The following is a 14413-nucleotide window of genomic DNA, read 5'->3' on the forward strand; positions in this document are numbered from 1 at the left end:
CTACCTGTCCAAGCAACAATTCGACTAGAATTACATGTCGAAAATATACTGACTTCTTCCCAACCCTACTCAATCACCGCTGACACGGTTCTCCTCTTGAGGGAGAAGGATTTGTTTCTGTAGCTTACTTTGTAAAATTATAATACTGGCAAATATTGAATCTCACCCAGAGACAGACAGGTTAATTCCTTCCCATACCCCGTGATAGTGCTCCCACAACAACACTGCTGGGGGGAGTGCTATCACTGTGAATACGAAAGAGTACACCACGCTCAGCGCCATCAAGAGGCCGAAGTCCCCAAGTACGGGTGTGATGGCGAGCGCGAGCGCACCCGTCCCGAGCGAAGTAGTGAGCATACTTCCAAGCAGGGCACCACCTGTCCCCGAGAGCGTGATAATCATCGACTCGTAAGCGTCGGCACCAGCGTTATACTCATCGATGAACCGATGAGTGGCGTGTACTGAGTACGCAATTCCGAGCCCAATTGAAATCGATAGAATTGTGCCGGTCAGCGCGTTCAGTGATATCCCGAGATATCGCATTGTCCCAAGTAAGAATGCGATTGCGATTAAAATCGGGAAGAGATTCGCTATTCCGAGGAGCGGTTTGCTCTCCAATACGGCGTAGGCAATAACGAGGAACAATCCTGTTAACCCAATTGCGATGATTAGTCCCTGAATTGAAGAATTAAAGATAATGTCTGTCACGGCATCAAATACGACGATCTGACCGGTGGCGGTCGTCTCGTACCGGAATTCTTCAGCGAATTCTCGAGTGTCGGCCGCGGCCTCGGCCTGCGAGGCCCCGGAGTCGATCGCATAGTCGACCTGCGCACTCCGTCGATCCGGTGTGAGGTACTGCGCAGCCCGATCGCCGGACGACGAGGCAAACAGCACATCGTAGATACGGTCAAGATTTTGATCCGGAATTCCGTTTCCGTCGATATCGTTGCGGGCGACCAGTTTGGCAAATTCCGGATTTTGTTCGGCATGCGATTGGATCACCGTCACAATACTTGTTGGCTGGGCGCTCCCGCCGTCACCGACTGCGAGTGAGCCTGATGCATCGTCGTTTGGGTCCGCGAGAGCCTCAAGCGCATGGCCCTCTTCGAAGTTCCCTTCGACGTACAACTTCACTGTTTGGTCCTGGTTGGTCGAGAAGCGATCTTCAAGCAGGTTCAACGTCTCAGTGACAGTGTACTCACTCGGTGCGAACGGCTCAGGGAGGCTGGTCACATAGTCCGGTTGCTCTTCCGGGGGAAGGAAGTCCTCCGTCTCGAAGGAGGTGTCGACGCCGCTGCCGTACGCCGCGGCCATCCCCCCTGTCACGAGTAGCACGACCACGAACGCGATTGGCGCGTACCGACTGACCTGTGCCGGGAACGTCAAGAATTTTCCAAGTGTTGAGTCCTCCGAAGAGATCGGAGCCGAGTTGAATTCTGGGACTCCGTACTGCTCTCGCAGTCTGTCGACGACCAGTTTTGCTGCCGGCAGAAACAACCCGAAGATCAGGAAAGTGAAGGTAATCCCGACCGCCGAGGCGATTCCCAAGTTTCGGATCGGCGTGAGGTCAGAGATTACGTTTGCCCCAAATCCGAACACAGTGGTCACAGTGACAATTATGAACGCGATCATCAGTTGGTTATTCGCCTCACGCATCGCCTCTGTCGCCTCGTACCCCTTGACGGTCTCCTCGCGATAGCGGTTGATAATGTGGATTCCGAAGTCGACCCCGACCGCAAGCAACAGCACAGGAACGGTAATCATCTGTTGGTTAAATGGGATTCCAGAGAATCCGAGGAACCCAAACGTCCAGATGATGGTCATCAGAAGCGACAGCAGCCCGAGCCCGAGGTCGATTGGGTCACGGTAGGCGACGACCAAGAATAAAAGCAGTAATAGCACAACGACAGGCATTACGATGGTGAGCGAGTCGCCAATGACGTTCGCCGTCTCAGCATTCGTCACGCCGCTGCCGAACGCGGTGAGATCTCCGGGCTGATCAGCCGCAATCGATCGGATCGTCGTTTGAACCTCTTGGAGGTTAGCGTCGGAGAATCCTCCGGGAACATCGTGTGAGACGACAGTGATGGACGCGCTTGCGCTCACGCTCGTCGGGTTGAAATCTGTCGCGAGCGTCCCCGTAAACCGTGGATTTTCGGAGAGACTTCGAATGACCTGCCGGACGCGGGTTGCGCTCGTCGACTCTAAGACGCGCCGCTGTTCGGCTGCGGTGGTCGCCGAGGGGTCGATTGTCTGTGCGACGACTGTGGCTGGGCCGTTTGCCGAGGCCACCCGCAGGTCGTCTCGTGACTCGACCTCTTCTAAAACCCGGAGGTCTCTGAGCAGGGCCTCCTTTGTCAGGACGTTGCCTCCCGAGTGGATGAGTTGTGTGGACTCGCTCTCCGGTTCGAACGGATCCTCAAACTCCTGGTTGACGGCGTCGAGCGCCTCCTGTTCGTCAAGGCCTTCGGTAAACGAGTCGGTCGCCTCAGTATCCGTACTAACGAGCCCCATTCCGCCAGTGAACACCAGCGTAAAAACAAGGAATATGATGATGACTCGGCGCGGGCTGTCGACGATGGCGTCGTTAAGTCGCCGTGTCCACGCCTCGATCCGCTCGCCGAGAGACATCGGTTACTGCCGCCTCCGGTAGACAACAAGCGCCCCCGTCCCGACGACAAGGAGTGCGACGATGATAACCGGCAGCGGTAGTCCACCGCCCTCACTCTCAGTCACGTCTATCGGGACACGGTAGGTGTCTGTCAGTTGGCTGTCTCCGTCCACGTCATCGTACCGAAAGTCAAGCGAGATTGGGTACGTGCTACCCGGCGTTGCAGAGCCTGTAGTAGTCAACTCGAAAGTCATCGTGGTGGTTTCCCCGGAGTCGAGTGATTGGACGTATCCTGTGTCGGTATCACCTGTATCGAGCGGATCGTCGGCGAACAACCGTGCCTCGACGTCGCTGGCAGTCTCGTTGAGGTTGTTCGTTACAGTGACATCGACGGTACGGGTCCCACCTGACTGAATGGTGCGGTTCTCGACTGCAACGTCAAAGCGGTCACGCTCGGGGGCAACCTCAGCGTCGACGACGAGGTCTTCGAAGGCCCGCAACTCATCTTCACCATTCCGGTACTGAACTACCATATCGAGCGAGCGCAGGCCGGACTCGGCCTCGCCACTAATCGAGATTGGCAGTGTGAAGTTCGCGGATTCGCCGGAGTCAAGCGTCCCTACAGCGGTTGACCGCTCTGCCGGGATCACGCTCTGGGAATTGCCGGCGTACTGAACAACAACGCTACGGGCCGGAACAGGACCGTCGTTGCGAACGGTGCCGACCAGTTCGCCGTCCTCGGCGACGCGAAGCTGTGACTCCACGTTAGTGAATGCGAACTCCTGTTCGGCAAGCGGGAGGATCCCGAGTGAGAGCCCATCATCGGTGCGGGTGATCCCGTCTGGGTCCTCGAATTGTACGGAACCGGAGAGCGTGTACTGCTGGACTGGTAGATCGGACGCGACGCCCACATCGTATGCGACAGATGTCGTCTCGCCGGGTTCGATCTCCTCGATCCGAACAGTGTTGGACTGACCATCACTCACTGTGACACTATTACTTTGCGTCCCAAAAGTCACGTCAGCATTATGCGCCGTCTCCGCGCCGACATTCTCGATCGTCGCCTCAACGGTGCCGCTGTCACCGATCTGCGCGTCGCTGTCGATGTCAACGACTTGGAACCGGGCGTCGTCGCGCACGCGGACTTCGACGTCCCGGGAGATCGTTACGGTTCGGCTCTCGCCGGAGGATATGTAGCCGTAGGTGAGATCTAGATCTAGCGAGTATGTGCCGGGCTCGACGCCCTGCGGCACGTTCAGACTCACCGGTAGTTCACCGGGGGCGCTTGTCGTCACGCTGCCGATCGATGTCTCGCCCGACTCGACAGATAGTGGACCACTCGCCTCAACCTCGGCGCGGACGTTGCGTGCCGTAGTGACAAGATCGCTGTTCGCAGCGTTCCCGAACCGGAGGTCTCCGTCGTTGGCGATCTGGAGGGAGATCTGGTTGGTCCGGCCGGGGACGAGGTTCGGGTTCGGCGCGAACACGTCAAGGTCAGGAGACCCACCGATGTTCGAGGCCTGTGCGGGCGCGCTAACGCCGATGCTAGGTGCGGCGTCGGAGCCGGTTAGCTCAGCGCCGACAGCACCGATGCCGAGACCACTAGTGAGGAGAAGCACACTCACAAGCACAACGGATAGGAGGCGAGTCCGCATGCGCTACCGCACCTCGATAGTCGTGGTGTTTGTACTCCGGGGTCGGGGGAATTCCGTTGCGGGACTATTCGGCGAGAAGTGGCGAGCTCGTTGCACATTCACTACTTCACCCGGGAACCAATAAACATTTTGTTCGTGGACTCTCGTATCTCGGTATGGAGCAAAAAAACGAAGCTATCGCAGCTGACGCGAGGAAGCAATAATGGCGCGCTTTACCGATGAAGATCGCGAGCGTATCCGCGAAGAGTTGATCGAGGCGGGCCACAAACTTTTCGCGCAGTTCGGTTTCGATCGAACGCGTGTGAATGATATTACCGAAGAGGTGGGAATCGGTACTAGTACGTTCTACCAGTTTTTTGACTCGAAAGAGCAACTGTATCTTGTTGTGCTGGTCTCTGAGCGCGATCAGTTATTTGAACAACTCGAAGCAGTCATCGGTGAGGTGGAGACACCACAGGCGGAAGCTGAAATGATCCTGCGGACAACACTTAAACAAGTCCGATCGAACCCTCTTATTCGGAGGCTGTTTGTGGAGGGTGAGATACGGCGGATCGATGAGCAGTTGAATGGAACAAACTATGATGATGCTACCAGTACAGGGGACAACAATAACACGGGCACGATTAGTAAAGGCGATAGCGACAACAAACCCGACACAGGTGCCGAAGCAGATTTCCGCGTGTTACCGCAGCCGGAAGCATGGGTTGCGCGCGATGATGTCCGGATAGACGATCCGGATATCGTACGAGGACTCCTACGGTCGCTGCTGTTCGTCACGCAAGCACAGAACACACCGATCGTCCTGAACGAGACCTATGATGAGGTTGAGGAGGCACTGATCGACACGGTTATCACGGGATTGTTCGCAGATGAATCGATGACTTCTTGTGACGATCACAGCGGGTGAACTACCCCACCCTACTCGCTCACGGCTGACGCCGTTCGCTCCTTGATAATGTTCAAGCAAGTTATGGAAGATTCAAGGCTCAGTCGATCACATTGGGTTTGAGTGAAAGTGTCTGCTTGGGAAGAGTGTGGAACCTACCGAAGCAGACAACAAGATAGAGGAAGAGCATCTTCTTAATTTTGTCGTCAACAGCCTCGATGAAGAGCTTGAGATAGACATCGACGAGAACGTCAAGGTCACGACAGAGACGTTGTACGAGGTCCTCGCCGGCGCCAGCGCCGGCGGGACCTCGATCAATCACGTCTGCGAAACGACCGAAGACTCGCCACACGCCAACACCGTCCGAGGACATCTCACCGAGCAGTTCGAACTTGATTCCGTTGAGGCGGTTGGGGACACGCTACGTCAACGAGATACGCTTGAGACGCTTCCAGATCGACCGGTGGAGGTCTGTGTAGACCTCCACCTCGACCCCTACTACGGCGATGAAGACGAAACGGAAGCGCTGTACTTCTCACAGGCGAAACGGGGAACCACGACGTTTCACGCGTACGCGACGCTGTACGCGCGGGTACGCAACAAGCGGTACACGCTGGCGGTGCGCCAGCTGGTCGCTGGCGACACCACCAGCGACGTCCTTGCTGCGTTTCTCGAGCTCCTCGACGGCCTTGACCTCGGCGTCAAGGCCGTCTATCTCGATCGCGGATTCTACAACAGCACCTGTCTTGGGCTGTTGTCCACGCACAACTACGCCTACGTGATGCCGATCGTCAAGTGGGGTGAACCGCCTCGAGGTCAGGCCCCGAGGCTTCCCGTTTCAACGACGCGCTTTACAGATTCCGCAAGGGAATCCACAGGGAGCGCAGTCTCCGCGGGCGTGGATTCGGAGTCTCCCACTCCTACTTGGTGGTCACGGCAGAGCGTCTGACCCGGATTGTTTTCGCCGACTAAGCCAGACGCGAAGTATGCCGTCACACCACTCTGTTTGAGATATTTCGAGTTAATGGCTTGGTTCACGAGTTGTCGGCTTCATCCATGGGGTCAAGCCCCATGGCATTCGCCTCGCACCGGTTGTGAAACGATCCAAGACGAACTCAGCAGAGGCTGGAGCCGCGAGATCGAACACGAACTCGCCGGCAAGGTAACGTTCCCTGTGTTCATCGACTGCGTCTACCAACAGGGACGATACGACGAACACGGGGTGGCGCGTCACGGCTACGCCGCTGACGCGCCGTTTATCGACACGCCACGGGATGCCCGAGAGCACTACAGCAAGCGCTTCGGCATCGAGTCGAACTACCGATTAGCCAAGCAGAGTCTCGCATTCACCAGTTCTCAGGACGCTGGGCTACGGCTGGTGATGTTTGTGGTGAGCCTACTGCTCTAGAATAGCTGGCGGTATCTACACTGGCGGTACGTGGCGGCGCCCCGCCGCGGGGGGCGCCGCCTCTGACAGTGGTCGTTCACGGAGTTCTGTGAGACGGTGTTGCGAGCCGCTTGGACAGCGCTTTGTGTGCGTAGGACTGTTCCAGCGAACCAACCACTCGACGACCGGTTCTTCCGGTAGCTGTCCACCGGTCCGGACAGCAGTTGTGAATGGCGACGCTGTCGCGTCGGCGGCAGTCTGCCGCCGACAGCGACGGTCCACCCCGAAGACTAAGCTCACCAGCACTTCGAAGGCACTCCACGATCAGTCCAATCTGGTTCACCGCCATTAGACAAGATCACGCGGCTGTCGATGTGATCGACTGAGCATCGCATCTTCGGCCCGGACGACCAGGCGCACAACGCTAGAATCGACGATACTCGCTACAATCAATACTCTATGGCCGAAACCGTGAATTCGGCTGTGAAACGCTTGCTCGGCTTCCCCGTGCGAGCGCGGTCATGATTCCGTGAGTTCCGCGAAATCGCGCTGATATGTGTCGTCTATAACATCAAACGCTTCGTCAAACAGTGAATTCCAACGCCTTACAGCGATTCAACACGGCCGAGAGAAAAGTCGATCCACGATTGAAGCAAATCTGTTACAACAGGCTCGCTGCGACCGATTCTAACCTAAACACATCCAGCAGCATCACTTATGTGAAACACCGCTAACGTGAGTGAACCAGTGGATATTTATTCGTCTGTTCACACCAGTATAAATGGGACCACAAGTCCCTGATGAGAGCCAGTCGGACGTACAGCCCACGTCACCAACTGGCTCTCAGACACGCTGCGTTCCAGATTTCTACTAAACTGTCCGGCCACTGATGTGGAATACAGCCTAGCGGAACCCGACTGAAGTAGCGTTGTCGACCGAACTTGATCTTAGGGAAGTTGATGAGTATCGCGGATGATATTTAGGCCAGCACAGTCATATGAATTGCTGGGAGGATGATGGTATACAAGCGGTGTTCACCGAAACAACATGATAGCAAGTTCTATTAATCCAGTGAAAGGTCCGACTTACAGGCGCTGGGCGAGTGTTCTGTGTGGGATGTGTATTTTGGGCCTGCTCATGTATACCGGGGTTGGGGCTGTAACTGCACAAGAGACAACAACCAATATAACCATTGATGGAGAGCAGCTCAAGTCTGAAGACAATGTTGTCGTATTAAACGACCCAAACGCAAACATCACTGTCACAGCAGATGCGCCGATTGAGTTGATAGAACTGCGAGTCAATGGGGACGTATACCGTTCATATCGACCTAATTCGATGACATTTGACCGATCAGTTACACTTGACCTTGACCCAAATGAAAATACGGTAGAAGTGATTGCAAAATCTGACACAGTAACAACATTCAAATCATCAATAACGAAGCATACAGCCGCGCCAAGGGTAGAATACACCTCGCCATTTTCAACGACGGTCAAAGGTGGGCCAAACAATACAGTAAATGTTACTAGTGGGCAAGTTACTCTAGCTGGCAATCTTCACACGGTAGTAGATGTTAAGAGCATCCGAATTGAGCGAACGAGCAACTACGGGCCTGATGAGAGTAGCTCAGATGTAGACCGGAAGATTCATCGAATTTCGAACCCCGGAGAGTCTTTTTCTCAAGAGTTACTGCTTGTCGACGGAACAAACAATCTCACCGCAGAGTACACAGATACGCTCGGCCGCACAAACACTGACCGGTTTGTAATTGACGTTAATGATGAGTCGGATCCTACCATCAATATCACCGTCGCGGATGATAGTTACACGGATACGGCGAGCATCAGCGGTACGGTTCAGGATGAAACGAAACTCAAGCGTGTCGAAATAAATCGGACATCGAACAATGGCTCACAGGTTCTGATGTTAAGCCCAAACGCAAAGCCGAATCCAGACAAACTCAAATACAGTTTCGATACGACGGTTGAATTATATGGCGACAACGACGACAATGAATTCAAAATAACAGCAGAAGATGCGGCAGGAAACATACGGAATCAAACGTTTGTAATCAAGTATGAACCAGAACCAGAGGTGAACATTACAAACGCGACGATCAATCTAGAGGCAAAAACAGTCCACCTTGCTGGCACAGTCTCACAGGCAGAGATTAGTCGAGTCACGATCGAGACATTCAATACATCAACTGGAGAGCGACTTGATCTTGATCGAGTGTATGATACAGAAACATTCACGAATACTGTTAGCTTTGATAAAGAGTTTAGAGCGTCTGCCAAGGGTACAATAGTGGCCATACTGGTGAGTTATCGGTCGGGACAGTACTCAACAAGTATTACACCAGAGATTCCAGATTCACAAAAAGAAACAAACAACGGCACAGAGACGACTGATAATACGACTTCAGTACAATCCGAGACAACAAATAGAACAGTCCAAAACACAAGCGAAACAAAGCCAGATAATCAAACGTCTGTTGAAACTAATTTGTCTAGTGAAACTGAAAGCCAACCAGACACGACACCAAACTCGCCGACGTTACTTCCTGTTCGGACACGCGATGCCTTTGGTGGAATCGTTGTCGTGGGGGGAGCATACATACTTGGACACTGGGTATAAGGCAGTGAGAATCATATCCAGTCAAGTTGACATACTTGTGTAATACATTGTTGGTGGTTTGCCGTCTTGCGATTTCCGTCTGTGCCGAGTGAATTCGGTTCAGTTAATCTTGGTTGGTCCAGCGATCACGACACCGTCTCGTTTAATAGTGACATCAATGTTGAACTCATCGGCGGGATAAGAAAAGTCAAAATTACAACCAATTTCACTGTCGCTATCGACCGTGGCTACACAATTAAGAACTTGACTGATTCCGCCATCCTTCTCATCCGCAGTGATACGAATAATCGCGGAGCTGTTCGGCGCAAGGTTGGTGCTAGCTGTCACAGATAGCCGAGTAGAGTTGCTGATGGTGTGATTTGTTAGTTCAGCAGTGGGTTCAGACACGGTGAATGACTGCCGAAGTGAGACCCTCGGTACAGAGTTCGGTGCTGACTCATCAATTTCAAGCGTAACCGTGTACTCACCCGGTTCCAATGTTGTTGTGTCAACCCCCACGGCAAGTCCAGATACGCTGTCATTGTACACTGTGTGGACGCTCGCAAGTGGATCAGTAGGTGACTCGCCCTCTTCCGAGGTTAACTGGAGGTTAATTCCATGACCGAGAGTACCTTGACCCGCAAGCCCGTATGTGACGATACCAGTGTGCTGATGAGATACATCACCGTTTTGAAGAGTAACGGAGACGTCTTGTGAGCCTGTTACTTCAGGATTCTCAATGTCGTACGCGACACGAAGTGTACTGTGGGTAGAAATCTCAACTGGATGGTCAAGTGAGATTGCTAAGCGCCCGTCTGTACCCGTCTGGATGCTCTGTATCGATCCTTTCAGTGAGCGATCGATATATCCGTTCTTGTTTGTATCAATCCCAAATACCTCGATATCGGGCTGAGTAACCTGTTGAGTAGCTGCGTGAGATCCGCCGTGATTGCTCTGATAGTTGATCGAGACTGATGTGAAAGAGACTGTCTCATTACTACTTATGTCGGCTATGTGGGTAGTTTCAGCACCAGGGGTGCTATCAACAGGGAACACAAGGTTTGACGCTGGAGCTGGTGACGTAAGGAGACCACCAATCCCGGTAATTGGAAGCCGTGTCCAAAACTCATCACCACGGGCAACATTAGCGGAATCCACATCCGTGGTGTCCGTAGCAGCTATTTCTGACAACTCCGACTCCTTTTTTAACCCCGTTTCAATATTTTTGTACGATGTATCAGGGGGAACAATCACACTCGTTCCATTCGGTTGGGATGGTTCAGTAATCATAAGCACTGCTGCAACGCTTGTCTCATCAGTTGAGACAATTAGGTTATATCGGCCAGTATCGAGTACGGCCCCTTCAGAGAGTCCAGATTCAGAAATGAGTCGGACTGAGTCACCGCCAGTAGCTGTGAACCGGTTGCTCTTGTCTACACCAGTTGGATAGAATGTATTAGCCCGGACAGTGACCGAACCATCTCCATTGTTATCGTACGCACGGAGTGTTGTCTGGTACTGTTGATTCGGTGCCTGGATGGTGAGCGTCACCTCATCAGTGTCACGCATCTGGATCCCAAGCGTAGCCACATCGCCCTGCGTCACTGTTGTCTTTGCAGTATCAAACCCAACTGCAGGGGATGACTGTGATTGTGCCGCAGTTGAGATGCTGAGCGGCATAGCAAGGCAAATAACCCCAAGAAAGAGGATCACTACGCCAAGCGAGACACGTGTATTCATGATCAATTCCTCCTACCGTTCTCGGTTGTAAATACTTTCTGTCAATCCCAGCGTGTCTGCTTCGCGAAAAACATGAACACATAGAGAGCGAAACGTGGTCGCGGTGGAACGTCGCGTTGTGCTTGTCGCAGACAAGGTCCCACGCATCGAAGTGCGGCTGACTGGTGGTTTCACCTTTCTTGGGGTGGGTGACACCGCTTTTTGTGCTCCCGATGGTGCGCCGAATCGCTTTCTGAACGAAGTTTGCGGTCAACTTCGTCTCGGTGCGGAGTTGATCGTAGAAACAAGAGGCCCAATCTTCAAGCGCAAGCCGAAAGGCGATCGGTAGGATAGGGTAGTTTACACTAGCGTGTATCAACGAGGAGAGACGCTTGGGTGTGGGATTCTTTTGGCCATCAGGTTTTGTAGTAATCGTGTCAGTTGTCTGTGGAATATCCGCTACGCTAGCAACTGACGAGCCTTAGGCATCCGCAAAAAATGAAAATACGCACCGCGAGGACCGAACGGAGTGATCCGTTCGGTTATTAGCTGGCGTTAGTTGTTGCGACGGGTCGCGAGCAGCGCAGCCGCGATGAGCGCAACAAGGGCGACAAGCGCGCCGAAGCCGGGCGTGCTGCCGTCAGTGCTGCCACCATCGGAGCTGCCGTTATCGGCAGTGTCGTCGCCGGTGTCGTCACCAGTGTCGTCGCCGGTGTCGTCACCAGCGTCGTCACCAGTGTCGTCGCCGGTGTCGTCACCAGTGTCGTCGCCGGTGTCGTCACCAGTGTCGTCGCCGGTGTCGTCGCCGGTGTCGTCGCCGGTGTCGTCACCAGTGTCGTCGCCGGTGTCGTCAGTCTGCCGCTCTTCGACGATTTCAACGTCGGTGGAGTCAGTGGTATCACCACTGTCGGCCTCGAGCGTGTACGTCCCCGTCTCGAGGTCGGAGGTATCGACGGTCAGGGTGAACTGGCCATCGTTGCTCCACTCGTCGACAGACGCAGACTCAACCGAGTTATCGTTCTGGTTGAGCACGTTGAGCACGATGGAGTTGTCGTCAGGCTGGAGGTTCGTCGTACCCTCCACGACCATCGTCTCACCAGCAGCGACGGGGTTGATTCCGTCTGCCTGAGCGCCTTCCGGGTAAACCGAGTCAAGCGAGACCGAAGCCTCGGTGACACGGAAGGTCGTCGAAATCATCAGGTCGTCCGTAGCGTCTGCCTCAGTGGTCTGAGAGACAATCCGGTCACGGACCTGATTGCCGGTAAGCGACTGGTCCTCAAGATCGGTGATGAAGCTCGACAGCTCATCGATGCCGACTGTATCACTCGAATTTGCGTTCGGAAGATCGCCGTCACCGACGGTCTCGTCGCGACCGAGCGAGATGACGTGCCCGGACGCAGCGCCCTGTGAAAGGTCGACGCTGACGTCTTCTTCGTCGAACGTACCGTCGTTGTCAACGGACACTTCCGTGACATCAACGTCGCCACGCTCGCCAACGAAGGCAACAACAACATTCGACTGCCCCTCTGCAGTCCCGTTGACAGTCATCGTGCTGTCTTCAGTGGCGAACTGGCCGTCAATGGTCCCGAACTGAGCCGTAAGACCGCCCGACTCAACGGAGATCGTGGCACGGGTACCATCGTTGCTGGTCCATGACGAGGTGTTAATTTCGCTGTCGTCATCGGAGCCCAGTTCGATGTTGCGTGCGTCGTCCGCGTCGATTACGCCAATCTGGTACTGACCCTCGAACGCCAGGATGTCATTACCGCCACCGTTACCGTTCGAGAGAGTGACATCCTCGACTTCGAAGGTGTCGTCAGAGTCAACGTCAATGTTGTCTTGATCGTTGACCTCGACAAGCTCCCAGTTGTCGTTGTTAAGCGCGTAGAGACGCACCTCGTCAGCCGCCTCGGCGGTGCCGTTCACGTCAACTTCCGAACCGATGGTGTACTCATCCGTCGGACTGTCAAGTGTGAGTTCACCCTCGGTGACTTCGAGGTCGACATCGTCTTCGAGGTCGTCGCTGTCTAGCGCCGACGTGTTCGTCTGGCTAGAGTAGACCTCGACAGTAGCATCACCAGTATCGAGGAACTGGGTTTCTATCGACCCGACAGCCGTCGTGCCATCAATCTCGACGATGGCGTATGCGTAGTTGTCGCTACCCGAGTTGTAACCAGTGTCGCTGACGTCGTCGACGTTCCGGAAGATGTCAGCAGCCTGGTCGTCGCTGACACCATCCGCGAAGTCGCTTTCGTCAATAGCGACGAGCCGTTCCTGACCGTCGGTCCCACCGCTTACCGTGTAATCAACGTTGGAACCCTGCGTGACAGAGTCTTCTGCGACATCAATCGAGAGCTCGTCCTCGGTGGTGAGCTCGATCGTGTACTGCTCAATTACGCTATCCTGGTCAATCTCGTCGTTACCTTCGAAGATGACGGTGTACTCACCGGCATCTTCGTTTTGAAGATTCAGGCCGACGCTGGCAGCATCACCGGTTTCGCTGCCTTCACCGTACTGGAGGACATCATCGTCTGTCAAGACTTCATCGGTAATATCAGCGCCACTCGGGTCCTCCACGGTGAGGGCAAGGCCTTCAGCGTCGCCGAAGTTCCACTCAGCAAAGACCTTGAGACTGGCCGCAGAGTCGGGACCGACTTGGCTGATGTCGCTTCCGCCACTCAACTGGACCTCTGCGGTCGTGATGTCGGGCGAGATGACCGTGGTACTGAAGCCACCGTCACCATCGTCGGGACCATTCAGGTCATAAGTACCCGTTTCCTCGTCTTCCGGAATCGGATCCTGAAGCGGCGTGCCCTCACGGTTGCCGGACGTGCCGGAGAGTTCGCTGTGCGAGATTATTCCTCGAGAAGCATTCCCGACGAAGACAACGTCGTCTTCACCCTGGAAGACGGTGTTCCCGTCTGTAACAAGGTTGCTACCAGAGGAACGATCTTCTGGTGCAGTCACCTCCGCGGTGTCAGTGAATGCGGAAGCCGAAACCACGTCGCCAGCACTCACATCAGGCACGTCATCCGAGTCGAACAGGTGCGCAGTGTGCTGACCCGGGAACCCGCCTGCGTCACTAATTGTGACGGTAGCGGTACCACTGCTATCAGTGGATCCAGTGTCGGAAACACCGGCGAGAACCGCGTCTCCGTCACTGTTTTCATAGGTGACAGCAATAACGGCACTGCTACCGCTGTCACTGCTAAAGTCGCTATAGTCAACCTCTACTGTACCATCGTCGAGGGTCTGGTCCTCAAACGTGACCGACCCATCGTTGACTGCCGCAGCGGCCGGCGCTGCAGCAAAGCCAACTGCCACCATAGAGATTACCATGATGGCACTGAAGAAGACCGCGTTGGCCTTCGAGCGTGTATTGTCGTTTGTCATTGTTTGGTTTTTGTCAGCATCCGAGTACGCCAGTCGTTTTGTCCGCGACACACCGTCTCAGTTTTGGTCTCGTTGTGAGACGGTTACCGTGTGTTGGATTACTCGCGCCTGCCGTGTTCGGAGGTAGGGGCATTTTGAAC

At 54.5% G+C, this 14413-nt stretch carries 6 protein-coding genes and 5 pseudogenes; 5 read left to right on the plus strand and 6 right to left on the minus strand.

Going from position 1 to position 14413, the window contains the following annotated elements; translation table 11 throughout:
* Positions 1–162: 162 nt before the first annotated feature.
* Positions 163–2634, minus strand: a complete 2472-nt coding sequence (locus EXE41_RS00820) for an RND family transporter (RefSeq protein ID WP_137690031.1) — start codon at positions 2632–2634, stop codon at positions 163–165.
* Positions 2635–2637: 3 nt separating this feature from the next.
* The gene (locus EXE41_RS00825; protein WP_394348102.1) at positions 2638–4269 is read right to left on the minus strand and encodes a COG1361 S-layer family protein; all 1632 of its coding nucleotides are present in this window, start codon (positions 4267–4269) and stop codon (positions 2638–2640) included.
* A gap of 202 nt (positions 4270–4471) precedes the next feature.
* Here EXE41_RS00825 and EXE41_RS00830 point away from each other — a divergent pair, with 202 nt between their 5' ends.
* Positions 4472–5176, plus strand: a complete 705-nt coding sequence (locus EXE41_RS00830; RefSeq protein WP_137690032.1) for a TetR/AcrR family transcriptional regulator — start codon at positions 4472–4474, stop codon at positions 5174–5176.
* A 127-nt stretch (positions 5177–5303) separates the two neighbouring features.
* Positions 5304–5957, plus strand: a pseudogene (locus tag EXE41_RS00835) (ISH3 family transposase); the annotation flags it as partial.
* 14 nt (positions 5958–5971) lie between these two features.
* On the opposite strand, the pseudogene EXE41_RS19530 reads toward EXE41_RS00835, so the two are convergent.
* Positions 5972–6079 (minus strand): annotated as a pseudogene (locus EXE41_RS19530) (RNA-guided endonuclease TnpB family protein); the annotation flags it as partial.
* A gap of 172 nt (positions 6080–6251) precedes the next feature.
* On the opposite strand from EXE41_RS19530, the pseudogene EXE41_RS00845 reads away from it, so the two are divergent.
* From EXE41_RS00845 to EXE41_RS00860, 3 genes and pseudogenes are all read left to right on the plus strand, one after another.
* Positions 6252–6743 (plus strand): annotated as a pseudogene (locus EXE41_RS00845) (ISH3 family transposase); the annotation flags it as partial.
* A 183-nt stretch (positions 6744–6926) separates the two neighbouring features.
* A pseudogene (locus tag EXE41_RS00855) lies at positions 6927–7136 on the plus strand (IS5/IS1182 family transposase); the annotation flags it as partial.
* Between the two features lie 453 nt (positions 7137–7589).
* Positions 7590–9182 carry a hypothetical protein gene (locus EXE41_RS00860; protein WP_137690034.1) on the plus strand — a complete coding sequence of 531 codons (1593 nt, stop codon included), beginning with the start codon at positions 7590–7592 and terminating at the stop codon, positions 9180–9182.
* Between the two features lie 99 nt (positions 9183–9281).
* Here EXE41_RS00860 and EXE41_RS00865 read toward each other — a convergent pair whose 3' ends face one another.
* The 3 genes and pseudogenes from EXE41_RS00865 to csg all read right to left on the minus strand — a co-directional run bounded on the left by EXE41_RS00865 (position 9282) and on the right by csg (position 14273).
* Positions 9282–10901, minus strand: a complete 1620-nt coding sequence (locus EXE41_RS00865; protein ID WP_199240839.1) for a hypothetical protein — start codon at positions 10899–10901, stop codon at positions 9282–9284.
* Between the two features lie 82 nt (positions 10902–10983).
* Positions 10984–11181 (minus strand): annotated as a pseudogene (locus tag EXE41_RS19535) (RNA-guided endonuclease TnpB family protein); the annotation flags it as partial.
* 254 nt (positions 11182–11435) lie between these two features.
* Positions 11436–14273, minus strand: coding sequence for an HVO_2072 family ArtA-dependent S-layer glycoprotein (csg, locus tag EXE41_RS00875; protein ID WP_241987166.1), 2838 nt, complete (start codon positions 14271–14273; stop codon positions 11436–11438).
* Positions 14274–14413 lie beyond the last annotated feature (140 nt).

The organism is Halorubrum sp. SD690R, assembly GCF_005435035.1.
Lineage (GTDB): Archaea > Halobacteriota > Halobacteria > Halobacteriales > Haloferacaceae > Halorubrum > Halorubrum ezzemoulense.

Excerpts from the sequence above, each read along its gene's own strand:
- EXE41_RS00820 (WP_137690031.1), bottom strand. The coding sequence starts at position 2,634 with ATGTCTCTCGGCGAGCGGATCGAGGCGTGGACACGGCGACTTAACGAC.
- EXE41_RS00825 (WP_394348102.1), bottom strand. The coding sequence starts at position 4,269 with ATGCGGACTCGCCTCCTATCCGTTGTGCTTGTGAGTGTGCTTCTCCTC.
- EXE41_RS00830 (WP_137690032.1), top strand. The coding sequence starts at position 4,472 with ATGGCGCGCTTTACCGATGAAGATCGCGAGCGTATCCGCGAAGAGTTG.
- EXE41_RS00860 (WP_137690034.1), top strand. The coding sequence starts at position 7,590 with ATGATAGCAAGTTCTATTAATCCAGTGAAAGGTCCGACTTACAGGCGC.
- EXE41_RS00865 (WP_199240839.1), bottom strand. The coding sequence starts at position 10,901 with ATGAATACACGTGTCTCGCTTGGCGTAGTGATCCTCTTTCTTGGGGTT.
- csg (WP_241987166.1), bottom strand. The coding sequence starts at position 14,273 with ATGACAAACGACAATACACGCTCGAAGGCCAACGCGGTCTTCTTCAGT.